Genomic DNA, 16,721 nt, shown 5'->3' with positions numbered 1-16,721 from the left:
GGGAACGCATCATGGCTGCAAAACCAAAGGTTCTTGTCACCCGCCGCTGGCCCGCCGCGGTCGAGGCGAAAATGTCGGAGATCTTCGACACCGATCTGAACCGGGCCGACCGGCCTCTGGGGCTCGCAGAGTTCCGGGACGCCTTTCGCAGCTATGATGCTGTTCTTCCGACGGTGACTGACAAACTCCCCGCCGAGGCCTTTTGCGAGGCCCCGGCGCGGGTAAAAATCCTTGCAAATTATGGGGTTGGCTTTTCCCATATCGACACCGGATCTGCGAAGGATCGCGGCATCATGGTGACGAATACGCCTGATGTGCTGTCCGAATGCACCGCCGATATCGCCATGACGCTGATGCTGATGGTGGCGCGGCGTGCCGGTGAAGGCGAACGCGAGGTCCGGGATGGCAAATGGACCGGCTGGCGGCCGACCCATATGATCGGCACGCGGGTCTCGGGCGCAACGCTGGGCATCATCGGTTTTGGCCGTATCGGCCAGGCAATGGCGCAGCGCGCGCATCACGGTTTTGGCATGAAGATCCTGGTGCAAAACCGCTCGGCAATCGCGCCGGAGGTGCTTGCCCGCTACAACGCGGTGCAGGTGGAAACCATCGAAGACCTCTTGCCGGCCTGCGATTTCGTCTCGCTCCACTGCCCCGGGGCGCGGCAAACCGGCATCTGATCAATGCGCGGCGCCTCGACCTGATGCGGCCCGGCGCCTTCCTGATCAACACCGCGCGCGGCGAAGTGGTTGATGAACATGCGCTTTCCCGTGCACTCTGGTATGGCACGATCGGTGGCGCCGGGCTTGATGTGTTTGAGCGCGAACCACAGATCCCGGCAGATCTTCTCAACAGCGACAATCTTGTGCTGTTGCCGCATCTGGGATCGGCAACCCGCGAAACCCGTGAGGCCATGGGGTTCCGCGTCTTCGAAAACCTGGTCGATTTCTTTGAGGGCCGCGCTCCTCGCGACAGGGTGGCATGATGAACCGGGTGATGCCTGATCCGGGCCTGCCGGCAGACAGCGATGCGGCCGCGCTGCGCCACCTGTTGCATGACCTGCTGGCGGAAGTGGTGACCCAGCGTGCGCCTGAAGTCGCCACCTGGCTTGCCACTGGCGCGACCGCCCCGATTCCCGCCGATGACCGCGCTATCCCCTATCTCCAGGCGCTGAACATCCGCTTTCAGCTGTCGCGGATCGCCGAGGAAAATGACGCGATGCGTCAGCGCCGCCGGATCGAAGCGCGAGAGGGGGCAGAGAATGTTCCCGGCTCTTTTGCGGCGGCCTTCGCAGGCCTCGCCCAGCAGGGGATGGACTCCGCCGCAATTGACGCGGCGGTCGCAAAACTCGCGGTGGTGCCGACGATGACCGCGCATCCGACCGAGGCGAAACGGGTCACAATTCTTGAAATTCACCGCCGCATCTATCGCCGCCTTGTCGAGCTGGAGACCCAACGCTGGACCCCGCGCGAGCGCGAAGCCCTCTATATAGAGATCCGCTGCGAGATCGAGCTTCTGTGGCTGACCGGGGAATTGCGGCTGGAACGCCCCAGCCTCACCGATGAGATCAATTGGGGCCTGCAATTTTTCCGCAACAGCCTCTTTGACGCGGTTCCCCAGCTTTATGAACGCTTTATCGATGCGCGCGCCGCATTCGCCCCACAATCGGCGGTATCGGAACGTCCCTGTCTGCGGTTCAACACCTGGATTGGCGGCGACCGCGACGGCAATCCCAATGTGACGGCAGAGGTGACGCGAGCCGCGATCAGCGCCGGAAGACTGGCCGCGCTCGCCTGCCATATTGAAGGGGTCGAGCGCGCCGCGCGGCGGCTCAGCATTTCCTGCCGCATCGTGCCGGTCCCGAGAGCAATATGGCCGCACTGGCCGCCGTCATCGTGCAAAGCCGGAGCGGCACGCCACATAACCAACGCAATCCCAATGAGATTTTCCGACAGGCGTTAAGCGCGATCCTCGCCCGGCTGATCGCAAGCCGGGATGGCACTGCGACCGCCTATCGCGGTCCGCATGAACTGGTCGGTGATCTGAACAGTGTCGAAGCCGCCCTGCTCGCCATCGGTGCCGGCGATCTCGCAAGGGCCTGGATCCGCCCGGTGGGCTGGCGGGCCGAGGTTTTCGGGTTTCGCACCGCCGCGCTGGATCTGCGGCAAAATTCGACCATTATCAACGCGGTCCTGGATGAGATCTGGGCCGCGCAAGGGATCAGCGCCCGCAGTGGCACCCTGCCGGTGCTGCGGAAATCCGGCGCGCCCTCGCCGACCCCGAACTGCCCCAAATCCAGGATACTGACCTCGGGCCGGTCGCGCAGGATCTGCTCGCGCTGCTGCGGCTCACCCGCGAAAGCGGGCATGACCCCGAGGCGTTTGGCCCTTTCATCGTGTCAATGGCACGCTCTGCCGAGGATATTCTCGCAGTACATCTGCTCACGCGCTATGCCGCCGGTGCCTGCCCCGGCGCTCCGCGCTGGTCGTCGTGCCGCTGTTCGAAACCATTGCCGATCTGCGCGCTGGCCCGGAAATTCTGGAAGAGTTGTTGAAAAACAATGCCTTTCGCGCTGGCCTTCGGGAAAACGCGGCCATGTCGAGGTTATGCTGGGCTATTCCGATTCCGGGAAAGACGGTGGCTTCCTCTGTTCGACCTGGGAATTGCACCGCGCCCAGCGGCGGATCACGGCAACACTGGCCGCACATGGTTTCCGTCCCAGTTTCTTTCACGGTCGCGGTGGTTCAGCCAGCCGGGGTGGCGCCCCCACAGAACGCGCCATTGCGGCGCAGCCCGGCGGCACCATCGGCGGCGCGCTTAAACTCACCGAGCAAGGCGAAGTGGTTTCCGCAAAATATGCCAATCGCGGCACAGCTCTCTACAATATGGAGTTGCTCACCGCCGCGGTTCTGACCCATACCGCCAGCTCGGGGTCGCAGGGATCGCTGGTCCATCCTGACCAGGACGAAGCCCTTGTCGCCCTTTCCGGCATGTCGCAAGCGGTCTGGTCACGCCTGGTCGAGAGCCCGGATTTCGTTCGCTATTTCGAAGAGGCGAGCCCGGTCGGCGAATTGTCAGCGTTGAAACTGGGCTCGCGGCCGGCGCGGCGCCACGGGGCAAAGACGCTCGCTGATCTGCGTGCCATCCCCTGGGTCTTCGCCTGGTCCCAGAACCGTCATATGCTGACCGGCTGGTATGGTTTCGGATCCGCGATCACCTCCTTCCTTTCGGTGCGCGGCGAAAGCGGCAGGCTGCTCCTGTCGCGGATGTTCTCCTCTAACCCGTTGTTTCGCATGGTGGTTGACGAGATCGAGAAGAGCCTGGTGCAGGCGGATATGGATGTCGCCGCTGGCTATGCCAGCCTTGTCACCGACCGCGATCTGGCCAACACCCTGTTCGGGATGATCCGCGAGGAGTACCAGCTGACCTGCTCGGCGATCCTGCAAATCACCAGCCAGGACAGTCTCGCCGCGCGGTTCCCGATGTTCCGCGACGGGTTCGAACGCAACCGGATCGCCCTTGACCAGCTCAACCGCCTGCAAATTGACCTCTTGCGCCAGGCGCGCCAAAGCGAACGGCAAGCACTTTCCGTGCCGCTTTTGCAAAGCATGAACTGCATCGCCGCCGGCCTAGGTTGGACCGGCTGACCACCCTTTCCGCAGATCCAGGACCAGAAAGAGGCCCGATATGCCTGATACAAATTTCCAGAGCTCCGGCTTTTTCACCGAATCTCTTTCCTCGCGCGACCCGAGCTTTTCGGGGCTGTGCGCTCTGAACTTGGCCGTCAGCGCGATGAGATCGAGCTGATCGCGAGCGAGAACATCGTCTCCCTCGCGGTTCTGGAAGCCCAGGGCTCGGTGCTCACGAACAAATATGCCGAGGGCTATCCGGGCAAGCGCTATTACGGCGGCTGCCAATATGTGGACATCGCCGAAACCCTCGCGATCGAGCGCGCGAAAGAGCTTTTTGGCTGCAAATTCGCCAATGTGCAGCCGAATTCCGGCAGCCAGATGAACCAGGCCGTCTTCCTCGCGCTTTTGCAGCCGGGCGACACGTTCATGGGGCTCGACCTGAATTCGGGCGGACACCTCACCCATGGCTCGCCGGTCAATATGTCCGGCAAGTGGTTCAAGGTCATCTCTTACGGCGTGCGCCAGCAGGACCAGCGCCTCGATATGGACGAGGTGCGCAAGAAAGCCCTCGAGCACAGACCAAAGCTGATCCTGGCGGGGGCACCGCCTATAGCCGCGAATGGGACTGGGCCGCCTTCCGGGCGATTGCTGATGAGATCGGCGCTTACCTCCATGTTGATATGGCACATATCGCGGGTCTTGTGGCCGGCGGCGTGCATGCCTCGCCGCTGCCGCATGCCCATGTGGTGACCACCACGACCCACAAATCCTTGCGCGGCCCGCGTGGGGGTATGGTGCTCACAAATGATGAAGACATCGCTAAGAAAATCAATTCGGCGGTCTTCCCCGGCCTGCAGGGCGGCCCGCTGATGCATGTGATCGCCGCCAAAGCGGTCGCCTTCGGCGAAGCACTGCGCCCCGAGTTCAAAGCCTATGCCGCCCAGGTGAAAACCAATGCGGCGGCGATGGCGGATGAGCTGATGAAGGGCGGGATCGACATCGTCTCGGGCGGCACTGACAACCATCTTTGCCTCGCCGATCTGCGGCCCAAGAAAGTGACCGGCAAGGCAGCCGAGGCGGCGCTTGGCCGCGCCCATATCACCTGCAATAAAAACGGCGTGCCGTTTGATCCGGAAAAGCCGTTCGTGACCTCGGGCATCCGTCTGGGCGCGCCGGCAGGCACCACCCGTGGGTTCGGCGAGGCCGAGTTCCGCCAGATCTCGCGGTGGATCGTCGAAGTGGTTGATGGGCTCGCCGCCAATGGCGAAGACGGCAACGGGGAGGTCGAGGCCAAAGTGAAGGCCGAGGTCCAGGCCCTGTGCGACAGGTTCCCGCTTTACCCGACCCTCTGACCGCTTTCACTATTCGAACATTCTGATCGCGAAATGCCGGCAAACCTGCCGGCATTTCACGTATTTCCAACAATCGTGCAAAAGAAAGGGGCGCTGGACTTTGCCAGCGCCCCTTCTGATCGGAACCTCTCCTTTTGCGCCAGAGCGGACCGTCAGTTCTGCAGATAGCTTTCGATCGTGTCGTCCAGCGCATCCTTCCAGAGCGTATGATGCTTCGGCGCCATCGTGCCGGTGATCACCGATTTGTAGGAATTGTTGCGGAAGCCCATGATGTCCTGCTTCTTGTGATCCTTCCATTCGAAGAAGATCTCGCAGGCGCCATCAACATCGAAGCTCGGGTAATCCGTCTCTTCGATCAGTTCTTTAACGTAATCCCCCTGATACTGGATCGCATCATGGGTGTCTTTGCCGGCATCCTCGCGCGCAACGCGGTCGGTCACATCAGCCAGCATCGCCTCTTTACCCGGCAGCGCGATGCGCCCCAGGATCACATCACGCGCCCACCAGGCCTGGGCGTCGAACATGTTAAAGGTGAACCACTGATCCTGCATCCCGATATAGAAAAGAGCCGGGTTATGGACATAGGCGACACCCTTATAGAGGTCGTTCGTCGCAAGCCGGTTTGCCGTTCTCAGCCGCAGCCCGTCGGGCAGGAAGGGGAAGTGATGCTTATAGCCGGTGCACAGAATGATCGCGTCGATCTTCTTGGTGCTGCCATCGCCGAAGGTGACGATATTGCCTTCGACCTTCTGCATATTGGGCTTTTCTTCCCAGTTATCCGGCCAGTCGAACCCCATCGGCTCCGAGCGATAGGTGTTGGTGATCGACTTCGCGCCATATTTCCAGCATTGCGAGCCGATGTCTTCCGACGAGTAGGAGGTGCCGACCAGCATCACATCCTTACCGGTGAATTCGCGCGCATCGCGGAAATCATGGGCATGGACGATGCGCCCGTTGAAGCGCTCGAACCCGGGGAAGGACGGCACATTCGGCGTCGAGAAATGGCCCGAGGCCACGATCACATGGTCGAATTCTTCCGAATAGCAGTGATCTTTCGGCAGATCCTGCACGGTAACGGTGAATTTCTGCGTCGCCTCATCCCAGTCCACAAGGCGGACCACATTCTCAAAGCGGATCCATTTGCGAACGCCCGCCTTTTTCACGCGCCCCTCAATATAGTCGAGCAGCACCGCGCGCGGCGGGTAGGAGGCAATCTGCTTGCCAAAATGCTCTTCAAAAGAATAATCAGCGAATTCAAGCCCTTCTTTCGGGCCATTCGACCAAAGATAGCGGTACATCGAGCCATGAACCGGTTCGCCATACTGGTCCAGACCAGTGCGCCAGGAGTAGTTCCACAGCCCGCCCCAGTCGGACTGCTTCTCGAAGCAGACGATCTCTGGAATTTCGGCGCCTTTTTCGGCGGCCGACTGAAAGGCGCGCAGCTGTGCAAGGCCGGAAGGGCCTGCTCCGATGACTGCGATTCTCTTACTCATGCGCGTGCTCCCGTTGGTCTGAACCAGTTTATGGATTGGTTCCTTATTCACTGCGCCAATTACGCGACAGGATTGCCAGCATGTCAACAAATCTTCATGCTGGGAAAAAGATTCCTGGCGGAATCGCCGCCAACCGGGCGGTCTGGCGCTGAAACAAGGGGCGGGAGATGACAGGTTCTGTCAGTCTGGCACAGCGGCTCGCGGTCGGAGGTCTGGTCCGGCGCCTGGATACCGCCACCGGACAGCGGATCCCGATCGGTTTTCTGGCGCCTTTGAGCGGCCAGGTGCGGTCCTGGGGCCTGCCCGGGCTTTATGGATGTCAGATCTGGGCCGACCAGATCAATGCCTCGGGCGGTATGATGATCAGCGGGCGGCGCCATCAGGTCGAGATCCTCGCCGAAGATTGCGGCTATGACCCCGATCGGGCGTTCATCGGCGCGCGCCGGCTGGTTCAGGACGGCAATGTGCGGTTTCTGATGATGCTTGGCGGCGACTCGCTGCGCCGGCTCCGCCCCTGGCTGACCGAACGCAAGATCCTGACCTCGACCCTGCTCCCGAGCGATCTTTCCCCCGACACGCCCTATCTGATCGCGCCGAGCGAGACCCATCCCCTGTTCAATGTCACCGCGGTCGGCTGGCTGGCAAAGAACCGGCCCGAGCTGAGGCGGGTGGCGCTGTGCAGCCAGATGGATGAGCTGGGCCTGCCCTCACTTGCCGCCTATCGTGCCGCATTCGGTGCCGAAGGGTTCCAGATCACCAAAGAGATCCGCTATCCCAATACCGGCGGCGATGCGGACGAGATCGTGGCGGCGATGCTGGCCACGGATCCACAGATCCTGTGCTGGTGCACCAGCCACACGCCGATGGTACATGCGCTGACCGAAGCGGCGCATCGCCAGGGCTTTACCGGCCAGCTGCTCTCCTGTACCGCCGATGGCTACCGCGAGCTGATCCGCAAAACATCGACAGAATTCATGGAAGGCTTCCTCTTCCAGTTCCCCGATTTCGACGACCCTGCCCTGCAGAATAAGAGCTTTTTCTTCAACCGCCCGACACAGTTCCACAGCGAATATGAGCGGCGCTTTCCCGGCAGCTGGGGCTCGGTGTCCTGGGAATATGCGGCGACGCTGGATCTGTGGCATATGGCGGTGCAAAAGGCCGGAACGGTGGCGCCGGTCTCGGTCCTTGCGGCGATGAAACATGGCGGCCGGGGCGAACATGCCTTTGGCCATGCGCGCTGGCTCGGGACCGAATTCTACGGCAATGACAATCTGTTGGCGGGGGATTGGCCGGTGGTAAGGATCACGTCTGGCCGGGCGCGGGTCGTCGGCTTTGGCTCCATCCCGGCCTGGCTGGCCGAACATGGTGCACGGCTTCGCCAGGAAATGGAGGCCCTGGGCCAGATGTGGTATCAGCGCGAGGGCAAAGAGCCGCTGCCGATCCGCGACACCACGCTGGACAGCGCCGCCTCCGCCCCGCTCTGATCCCGCGTCTCAGTCTTCCTGCATCAGGAGCTTTTGCTCTTCGATCAGCAAAAGCTTGGTAAATTCGACCGCGCTTTCGATGTCGCGCGCCGTCAGGGTGTTGAACAGCGTGTTGTAATAGCGCTGGCAGTCCTGGATGCGTTTTGGCGTCAGAAAGCGGCGGTTCAGCGCGGCGCGAAACGCCTGATGGCGGGCTGCGATCACCAGATCGTAGCAGGCCGCGATCAGTGGATTGCCGGTGCCTTTGGCGATCTGGCGGTGAAATTCATCCTCCAGCCGCGCGAATTCACTGGCATCGGTGGTCACCGCCTCCATGGCGGAAAGCACCTCGCCAAGCGCTTCGATCTCGCGCGGCGACATGGCAATGATGGCGAGGCGGATCATCTCGGGCTCAAGAATGCCGCGCATCACCTGCAGATCAAGCGGGCTGGTCTCGGCCGCCACGTCGCCGACGTCGATATCTTCATGGCGTGACAGCCCGGTGACAAAGCTTCCCGACCCGGCGCGACGACGGATAACACCCTGATTTTCCAGAACATCCAGGGCCTCACGCACGGTGTTCCTCGCAACCCCCAGCTCTCCGGCCAGGGTGCGTTCCGAGGGCAGTCGCTCGTCAACCACATATTCCTGCGAGGTGATCCGCGCGAGCAGCGTCTCGGCCACGATCCTGACAGTCGCCCCCAGCGACTGATCGGCAAAGAGCACTGTCACCTGTTCCGGCCTGCGCATTCTGTGCCCCTCCTGTTGCTGCTGCCCTGAATATCATCAGATGCACCGCGCCGGTGCAACCGCATGAAAAAAGCGCGCCCGGTAAGGGGCGCGCAAGTCCAACGAACTGGCTCAGGACCAGCCCGCCAGGGGATCAAGCCTCAGATATCGAGAGTATTTTGTTTTTCCCATTGTGTGAAATGGCCGCAATATTCGTTCCATTCCTGGGTTTTCATCTTGATGAAGGCGTTTGAGAATTCCTCGCCGAGGGCGGCTTTGAGGCCTTCATCGGCGTCGAAGGCGCGGATGGCGTCGAGGAGGTTCAAAGGCAGTTTCGGCGCGTCTTTGATCAGATGGCCTTCGGTGTAGAAATTGATGTCGGAGCGCGGGCCCGGATCGGCATTGGTGCGGATGCCGTCGAGGCCGGCGGCGAGGATGACGGCCTGCATCAGATAGGGGTTTGCGGCGCCGTCGGGCAGGCGGAGCTCGAACCGGCCGGGGCCGGGGACGCGGACCATATGGGTGCGGTTATTGCCGGTCCAGGTCACCGAATTCGGGGCCCAGGTGGCGCCTGACGAGGTGCGGGGCGCGTTGATGCGCTTGTAGCTGTTCACCGTCGGGTTGCAGATCAGCGCCAGCGCCGAGGCGTGTTTCATGATGCCGCCGAGGAAGGCGCGGCCCTTATCGGAGAGGCCGAGCTCTTTGCTGTCATCGGAAAACGCGTTTGCCTTGCCGTCCATGGTCCAGACCGAGATATGGGCATGGCAGCCATTGCCGGTCTTGCCCATCAGGGGTTTGGGCATGAAGGTGGCGCGCAGCCCGTATTTCTCGGCCAGAACGCGGGTCATGAATTTGAAGAAGGCGTGCTTGTCGGCGGTGGCCAGCACATCGTCATATTTCCAGTTCATCTCGAACTGGCCATTCGCGTCTTCATGGTCGTTCTGATAGGGTTCCCAGCCGAGATCGAGCATCGCATCGGCGATCTCTTTGATCAGGTCATAGCGGCGCAGGATGGCGTTCTGATCATAGCAGGGCTTGACCGCATCGTCGAATTCATCGGCGACAGCGGAGCCATCGGGGTTGAGCAGGAAGAATTCCGGCTCGACGCCGGTTTTGACGCGCAGGCCCAGCTCGGCGGCTTCATCGACCAGCTTCCGGAGCACATTGCGCGGCGCCTGGTCGAGGGGCTTTTCCGACATGACCGGGTTCGAGGCGACCCAGGCGACTTCGGGGTTCCAGGGCAGCTGGATCACGGTCGAGGGGTCGGGGACGGCCAGCATATCGGGATGCGCCGGGGTGACGTCAAGCCAGGTCGCAAAGCCTGCGAAACCGGCGCCATCCTTGCACATTCCCTCGATCGCGCAGGTCGGCACCAGCTTGGCGCGCTGATAGCCGAGAAGGTCAGTGAAGGAGATCATGAAATAGCGGATGCCGCGTGCTTCGGCATATGCCTTCAGTTCGGCACCGGTCTGCGGCTTTGCGCTTTGCCCTTTGTCCAAGGCCATTTTGTTCGATTCCCTGTTGTTTTGATGCAGCTGGCCCGTCGAGGGGCTGGCCCGATGTTGTGAAAGGGAAAGCCGGCCCAGATCCGGACCGGCTTTCCAAAGCAGTTCAGTAGCCGCCGCGCCCCGGGATCCAGCTGGTTCCCGCGAGTGGCACGCCCGCCATGGCGGCAGATTCCACCGTCAGCGCGCAGAGATCCTCCGGTTCGAGATTATGGACATGGTTCTTGCCGCAGGCCCGCGCGATGGTCTGCGCCTCCAGCGTCATCACCTTGAGGTAATTCGCGAGCCGCCGCCCCGCCTGGACCGGGTCGAGGCGCTTTTGCAGCTCGGGGTCCTGGGTGGTGATGCCGGCGGGATCCTTGCCCTCATGCCAGTCGTCATAGGCCCCGGCGGTGGTGCCGAGCTTCTGGTACTCAGCTTCCCAATGCGGGTCATTATCGCCAAGCGCAATCAGCGCGGCGGTGCCGACCGCGACCGCATCGGCGCCAAGCGCCAGGGCCTTGGCCACATCGGCGCCGGTGCGGATGCCGCCCGAGACGATCAGCTGCACTTTGCGATGCATGCCCAGATCCTGCAGCGCCTTCACCGCCTGGGGCAGTGCAGCGAGCGTCGGCTGGCCGACATGTTCGATGAACACGTCCTGGGTCGCGGCGGTGCCGCCCTGCATACCGTCGATCACCACGACATCGGCGCCCGCTTTGACCGCCAGCGTCGTGTCGTAATAGGGCCTTGCGCCACCGATCTTGATATAGATCGGCTTCTCCCAGCCGGTGATCTCGCGGATCTCGAGGATCTTGATCTCGAGGTCATCGGGGCCGGTCCAGTCGGGGTGACGGCAGGCCGAGCGCTGGTCGATACCCTTGGGAAGGTTGCGCATTTTGGCAACCCGGTCCGAGATCTTCTGCCCCAGAAGCATGCCGCCGCCGCCCGGTTTGGCGCCCTGGCCGACCACCAGTTCGATCGCATCGGCGCGGCGCAGATCGTCAGGGTTCATGCCGTAACGCGAGGGCAGATACTGATAGACCAGGGTCTTGGAATGGCCGCGCTCTTCGGGGGTCATGCCGCCGTCACCGGTGGTGGTCGAGGTGCCCGAAAGCGTCGCGCCGCGGCCAAGCGCCTCTTTTGCCGCGCCCGACAGCGCGCCAAAGCTCATCCCCGCGATGGTGATCGGGATATCGAGCGTGATCGGCTTTTTGGCGAAACGGGTGCCGAGGACCACTTTGGTCTCGCAGCGCTCGCGGTAACCTTCCAGCGGATAGCGCGAGATCGAGGCGCCAAGGAACAGGAGGTCGTCGAAATGCGGCAGCTTGCGTTTGGCGCCACCGCCGCGGATGTCATAGATGCCGGTCGCCGCGGCGCGGCGGATCTCGGAATTGATCTCCTGGCTATAGGTCCAGGACTGGCGCGGCACGGTCTGCGGGATCACTTTTTGCTCGTCTTTCATGGGCATGATCCTCAATAGGCCGACGCATTGTCGATGTTGAAGTTATAGAGCTTGCGGGCCGAGCCGTAGCGTTTGAACTCTTCGGGCTTTGCATCCGCGCCCGCCTGGGCCAGCAGGTCCTGGAGGATGGCGATATGCTCGGGGCGCATCTCTTTCTCGATGCAATCGGCACCGAGGGATTTGACCGAGCCGCGCACGAAAAGCCGTGCCTCGTAAAGGCTGTCGCCAAGCGCGTCACCGGCATCGCCCAGCACCACCAGATTGCCCGATTGTGCCATGAAAGCCGACATATGGCCGATATTGCCATGCACGACGATATTGATGCCCTTCATCGAAATGCCGCAACGCGATGATGCATTGCCTTTGATGACCAGAAGCCCGCCATTGCCGGTCGCCCCGGCATATTGGCTGGCATCGCCCTCGATCACGACGGTGCCCGACATCATATTCTCGGCCACACCCGGGCCCGCCGAGCCCTTCACGGTGACGGTCGCCTGCTTGTTCATGCCGGCGGTGTAATAGCCGGTCGAGCCCTTGACGGTGACTTCGATCGGGGCATCAAGGCCGACGGCCAGCGCATGGCTGCCCTTGGGATTGGTGATCTCCCAGGCGGTGGCATTGGTCTGGCCTTTGGTGGCCTGCAGCGTCGCGTTCAGGTCGCGCAGAGTGGTGGTTGCAAGGTCAATCGTCTGCATATCAGTGCTTCCAGAAATAGACGGTTGCGGGTTCCGGTTCCCAGACGCGGGCGTCCTCGATCCCCGGCAGGTTGACCAGCGCGCGGTATTCCGATCCGAAAGCGACATATTGATCGGTCTCGGCCATGACCGCCGGTTTGCAGGCGATCGGGTCGCGCACCACGCCAAAGCCGTCTTTGGTGCCGACGACGAAGGTGTAGAACCCGTCCAGCACATCAAGACCGGCGCGCAGCGCGTCACCAAGCTCGACGCCCTGGGCCAGCTGATGCGACAGCCAGGCGGCAGCGACTTCGGTATCGTTCTGGGTCTCGAACGTCACGCCGTCGCGGATCAGCTCGCGGCGCAGCGAATTGTGGTTCGAGAGCGAGCCGTTATGGACGAGGCACTGATCAAGCCCGGTCGAGAACGGGTGTGCCCCCATGGTGGTGACCGCCGATTCGGTCGCCATCCGCGTATGGCCGATCCCGTGCCGGCCCGACATTTTGGAGACGCCAAAGCGCGCCGCCACATCTTTCGGCAACCCGGTCTCTTTATAGATCTCGATCGAATCGCCGGCGCTCATCACCCGCACATCCGGCCGCAGAGCCGCAAGGGCCGCCCGCGCAGGCGCGATCTTATCCGCCGCAAGCGTCAGGATCGCATGGCTGTCCTTGCGCGAAAGCGAAACCTTCGCCCCGATCGCCGCCCCGAGATCCGCCTCAAGCGTCGCAAAATCGCGATCCGCAAAGGCAGACTGAACCGTCAGCTTGCCCCCCGCATCATCGCCGTAAATCGCGATCCCCGCAGAATCAGGACCGCGATCCGTCATCGTGATCAGCATATCCGTCAGCAAACGGCCCAGATCGGGCTCCAGCGAACGGTCCTTCAGAAAAAGTCCAACAATCCCGCACATCGAAGCGGCTCCCTATTAGCTCTGGCGCAAAGCAATCCTAACAACCAGACAAACAAACACACAAGAAATAAAGTTGAATGAGGGGAATATTTTTACAAGCAGGCAGCGATTCCCGGTTCCCTGCTGCGGTTCAGCCATCTGAGGCATCTGGTACAGCGCCAAACCTGACCCTTTGGCACGGTCCGCCTGGCCGGCAGGGTCGGCCACACGGCTGCGAAGCCGGCTGTTTGCCTCGGAATCAGCGGAAAAACCTGATATCTTCGCCTCTCTTATCCAGATTTTTTATCGCGCCATCAGTCAGTTAAACGGGGCCCCAAAGGGGCAGTCTTCCCTATGGGAATAGTTTTTTCCTGGATGGTTGATTTTCATTTCGCTTGCTCGCAATGTAGCCCTGCACACCAGACCAGATCGGCAAGCGGTATGATCTGGCGCGGCAAGTGGTCTGCCCTCTGGTCCATTGGAACGGTACTTTTCTCGGTTGGCGCTTTTCTGCTGCGGGAAACTCAGCCCTCACAGCATGAAAAAAAGCCGGGAAGACCGGCAGCAAGGACCGGCGGGCAGGCGGAATAATCCGGCGCTTCCGGGACGCAGCCCTGCTGCACGCGGAACTCCAAAAGACCGGAACGGCCGGCGACATGCCGGAAAGACCAGAAACCGGCCCCATGAAAGGAGCCGGACCCACAACAGGGAGTGCGTATATGGAAGAAACTGCCACGTTCTTCGCGGAACAGGTAAACCTCAGCCAGCTCGTCCAGAATCTCGTCTATGCGTCTGGCACGGTTGGGGCCCTGATGGTTGTCGCCGGGCTCTTAATGATCGACGCCGGCACAACGCGAAGTGCCAATCTCTACAACTCCACCATCGAGAAAATGGTGGGGTTTTTTATTGGATTCGCGACCTATTTCGCGGTCGGCTTCGGCTTTTGGGCCGGGCAATATTACATCATGGGCGGCGCCACGATGATGGATTCGCTGAAGGACTGGTGGTTCTTCGGGACGCTGTCGAATGCCCATGCGCAAAATGTCGATCCCGCCGTCTGGCCGGGGCTGAACACCTTCCAGATCTTCATCTTCTTCCTCGCCACCTTTGCGGGGATCGTGAATGTGCTGCTGCATTTCGCGGTGTCGGAACGGATGAAGGCCTCGGCCTTTTACATCACCTGCGTGGTGGCAACGGTCGTCTCCTCGATCCTGAGCTGGGTGGTCTGGGGCTCGGTCGGGCCGCTGACCAATGCCGGCTTCCATGACTTCTTCGGGATCGGCTTCGTCTATATCTTCCCGACGGGGATCGCGATGGTGCTGGTGCCGCAGCTTGGAAAACGCCCCGGCATGTTCGCGCCTCATCCCAAGGTGCCTTCCTACCAGGCGCCGTCGATCGGCCTCGCGGCCACCGGCATCATCACCATTTTCTCGGGCCTGCCGATGGTGATTCTCTCCTGTCTGTTCTTTGTCGACCCGGAAGCCCGCGCGATTTCGGTCACCATGGCCGATACCTCGCTGGGGATTGCCTTCAACAACTATGCGCTGGCCTGGGCCGGCGGCGCCATCACCGGCGCGGCGATCTCGTATAAGACGAAGAACTATATCTACCTTCTGTTCGGACCGCTGGGAGGCTATGTCGCAGGTGCGCCCGGATTTGACGTCTGGCTGCCCTGGCAGATGTTCCTCGTGGCACTTGGCGCCCCACTGACCTGCTGGCTGGTCTATGACTTCACCTCGAAACGTCAGATCGACGAGCACAAGCTGTTCCCCCTCTTCATCGGCTGCGGCTTCTACGGCCTTGTGATGATTGGCCTCTTCAAGGCCGGCACACCGCGCGGCGGGTATTGGGGCATCACCGAAGGGCCCTTTGCCTATCAGCATGGCCATATCAGCCTGTTGATGCAGCTTGCGGGCTTTGCGCTGTGCCTTGGCGTCGGCATCATCACCGGGCTGATCCTGTCGGTGGTGCTCAAGGCGACGACCGGGCTGCGTGTGCCCGAAGAGGAGCAGGCCGAAGGGCTCGACAAGCTTCGCTGGGGGCTCGACAACGGCAAATAAGCCGGGCCTTCGCGTCCCTGACTGCAAGCCGGCGGGAGATCCTCCCGCCGGCTTTGCCCTGTCGCATCCATGGACCGCACAAGGATCGGGCAATTCCGCGCGCCGCGCCCGGAGACAGAAAGAGGGCCAGGAAAATGTTCTCTGTCAGGAAACCTTTTTTAACATGAATGTTGCTTTTCCGATCCCGACCTTCCAGGATGAGTCGCAACATTCATTAAGAAAACGACGGGAGGAATCATGACCAATTCCTGGAGATTCTCTGCACTCGGTGATCGCCACCGCGCGCTCGGCTCGGATATGGAAGACTGGAGCGGGATGGGCACGGCCTGGTCCTACAAGGTCGGTGACGCAGATGCCGAATATATGGCCATCCGCACCAAAGCCGGCCTGATGGACGTCTCGGGCCTGAAAAAGGTCTATCTGAACGGACCGGCCGCCAGCCACGTGATCGAACGCGCCACCACGCGCAACGTTGAAAAGATCATGCCGGGCCGCTCGTCCTACGCGACCATGCTGTCCGATGGCGGCAAGTTCGTCGATGACTGCGTGATCTACCGCACCGGGCCGAACAATTTCATGGTCGTCCATGGCACCGGCAACGGCCATGAGCAGCTGGCCATGTACACCACCGGCCGCGATGTCGATATCCGCTTCGACGACAACCTGCATGACCTGTCGCTGCAGGGCCCGCTGGCCGTTGATTACCTGCAAAAGCACGTGCCAGGCATCCGTGACCTGAACTATTTCAGCCATATGCAGACCTCGCTTTTCGGCAAGCCCGTCATGATCTCGCGCACCGGCTATACCGGCGAGCGCGGCTATGAGATCTTCGTGCGCGGCCAGGATGCCGGCATGGTCTGGGACCGCATCCTCGAAGAAGGCGCCGATATGGGCATCATGCCCTGCCGCTTCACCACGCTCGATATGCTGCGGGTCGAAAGCTACCTGCTGTTCTACCCGTTCGACACGTCGGAGAATAACCCCTTCGACAACGAGCCGGGCGGCGACACGCTGTGGGAACTTGGCCTCGATTTCACCGTCTCGCCGGGCAAGATCGGCTTCCGCGGCGCGGAAGAGCATTACCGCCTGAAGGGCAAAGAGCGCTTCAAGATCTGGGGCCTTAAGCTTGAAGGCAACAATGTCCCGGGCAATGGCGCGCCGGTGTTCAAGGACGGCAAGAAAGTGGGTGTCGTGACTCAGGCGATGCATTCGCCGCTGAACAACTGGACCGTCGCAATTGCGCGACTGCCGGTTGAATACGCCAATAACGACACCAAACTTGTGGTGAACTGCGAAACCCATGGCGAGATCGCGGCGACCAGCCATTCGATGCCGTTCTACGACGTCGAGAAAAAGCGCCGCACCGTCAAAGGCTGATACCGTCAAAGGCTGATCAGGTTCAGCCCTGTCTGTTCCCCTCCCCGCCGCGCAGTTTTGTGGCGGGGAGGTTCATCACCCTCCAGGGAGGAAGGCCCGT

11 protein-coding genes and 3 pseudogenes are annotated in these 16,721 nt (G+C 61.6%); 8 read left to right on the top strand and 6 right to left on the bottom strand.

Annotation, left to right across the window (positions count from 1 at the left end; translation table 11 throughout):
- Positions 1–11: 11 nt before the first annotated feature.
- The 5 genes and pseudogenes from QNO18_RS08195 to glyA all read left to right on the top strand — a co-directional run bounded on the left by QNO18_RS08195 (position 12) and on the right by glyA (position 4,984).
- A pseudogene (locus QNO18_RS08195) lies at positions 12–985 on the top strand (D-glycerate dehydrogenase).
- Positions 986–996: 11 nt separating this feature from the next.
- On the top strand, positions 997–1,962 hold the full coding sequence (locus QNO18_RS08190; RefSeq protein ID WP_283177267.1) for a phosphoenolpyruvate carboxylase: 966 nt from the start codon (positions 997–999) through the stop codon (positions 1,960–1,962).
- Positions 1,872–2,165, top strand: a pseudogene (locus QNO18_RS08185) (phosphoenolpyruvate carboxylase); the annotation flags it as partial. The gene QNO18_RS08190 and the pseudogene QNO18_RS08185, both read left to right, overlap by 91 nt.
- A 441-nt stretch (positions 2,166–2,606) precedes the next feature.
- Positions 2,607–3,647, top strand: coding sequence for a phosphoenolpyruvate carboxylase (locus QNO18_RS08180; protein ID WP_283178764.1), 1,041 nt, complete (start codon positions 2,607–2,609; stop codon positions 3,645–3,647).
- A 40-nt stretch (positions 3,648–3,687) separates the two neighbouring features.
- Positions 3,688–4,984 (top strand): annotated as a pseudogene (gene glyA, locus QNO18_RS08175) (serine hydroxymethyltransferase).
- A 152-nt stretch (positions 4,985–5,136) separates the two neighbouring features.
- Here glyA and QNO18_RS08170 read toward each other — a convergent pair.
- The gene (locus QNO18_RS08170; RefSeq protein ID WP_283177266.1) at positions 5,137–6,477 is read right to left on the bottom strand and encodes an NAD(P)/FAD-dependent oxidoreductase; all 1,341 of its coding nucleotides are present in this window, start codon (positions 6,475–6,477) and stop codon (positions 5,137–5,139) included.
- A gap of 167 nt (positions 6,478–6,644) precedes the next feature.
- On the opposite strand from QNO18_RS08170, the gene QNO18_RS08165 reads away from it, so the two are divergent.
- Complete coding sequence (locus QNO18_RS08165) at positions 6,645–7,961, top strand: ABC transporter substrate-binding protein (protein WP_283177265.1); 1,317 nt, start codon at positions 6,645–6,647, stop codon at positions 7,959–7,961.
- Positions 7,962–7,970: 9 nt separating this feature from the next.
- On the opposite strand, the gene QNO18_RS08160 is transcribed toward QNO18_RS08165, so the two are convergent.
- The 5 genes from QNO18_RS08160 to QNO18_RS08140 form a co-directional block, all read right to left on the bottom strand.
- The gene (locus QNO18_RS08160; RefSeq protein WP_198839410.1) at positions 7,971–8,690 is read right to left on the bottom strand and encodes an FCD domain-containing protein; all 720 of its coding nucleotides are present in this window, start codon (positions 8,688–8,690) and stop codon (positions 7,971–7,973) included.
- Positions 8,691–8,830: 140 nt separating this feature from the next.
- Positions 8,831–10,174, bottom strand: a complete 1,344-nt coding sequence (gene glnT, locus QNO18_RS08155) for a type III glutamate--ammonia ligase (protein ID WP_283177264.1) — start codon at positions 10,172–10,174, stop codon at positions 8,831–8,833.
- A gap of 106 nt (positions 10,175–10,280) precedes the next feature.
- A complete protein-coding gene (locus QNO18_RS08150) occupies positions 10,281–11,618 on the bottom strand; it encodes an FMN-binding glutamate synthase family protein (RefSeq protein WP_283177263.1) in 1,338 nt (445 codons plus the stop codon).
- An 11-nt stretch (positions 11,619–11,629) separates the two neighbouring features.
- On the bottom strand, positions 11,630–12,313 hold the full coding sequence (locus tag QNO18_RS08145) for a GXGXG domain-containing protein (RefSeq protein ID WP_283177262.1): 684 nt from the start codon (positions 12,311–12,313) through the stop codon (positions 11,630–11,632).
- A gap of 1 nt (position 12,314) precedes the next feature.
- A complete protein-coding gene (locus tag QNO18_RS08140; RefSeq protein WP_283177261.1) occupies positions 12,315–13,205 on the bottom strand; it encodes a glutamine amidotransferase family protein in 891 nt (296 codons plus the stop codon).
- A 698-nt stretch (positions 13,206–13,903) separates the two neighbouring features.
- On the opposite strand from QNO18_RS08140, the gene QNO18_RS08135 reads away from it, so the two are divergent.
- Both QNO18_RS08135 and QNO18_RS08130 read left to right on the top strand, forming a co-directional pair.
- Positions 13,904–15,244: an ammonium transporter gene (locus QNO18_RS08135; RefSeq protein ID WP_283177260.1), complete on the top strand. Its 1,341-nt coding sequence runs from the start codon at positions 13,904–13,906 to the stop codon at positions 15,242–15,244.
- 237 nt (positions 15,245–15,481) lie between these two features.
- Positions 15,482–16,621, top strand: coding sequence for an aminomethyltransferase family protein (locus QNO18_RS08130; RefSeq protein WP_283177259.1), 1,140 nt, complete (start codon positions 15,482–15,484; stop codon positions 16,619–16,621).
- Positions 16,622–16,721: the final 100 nt, after the last annotated feature.

This window comes from Gemmobacter sp. 24YEA27, assembly GCF_030052995.1.
GTDB lineage: Bacteria > Pseudomonadota > Alphaproteobacteria > Rhodobacterales > Rhodobacteraceae > Pseudogemmobacter.
Note: the sequence above shows the minus strand (reverse complement) of the source record. Positions and strands in the feature narration are given on the sequence as shown.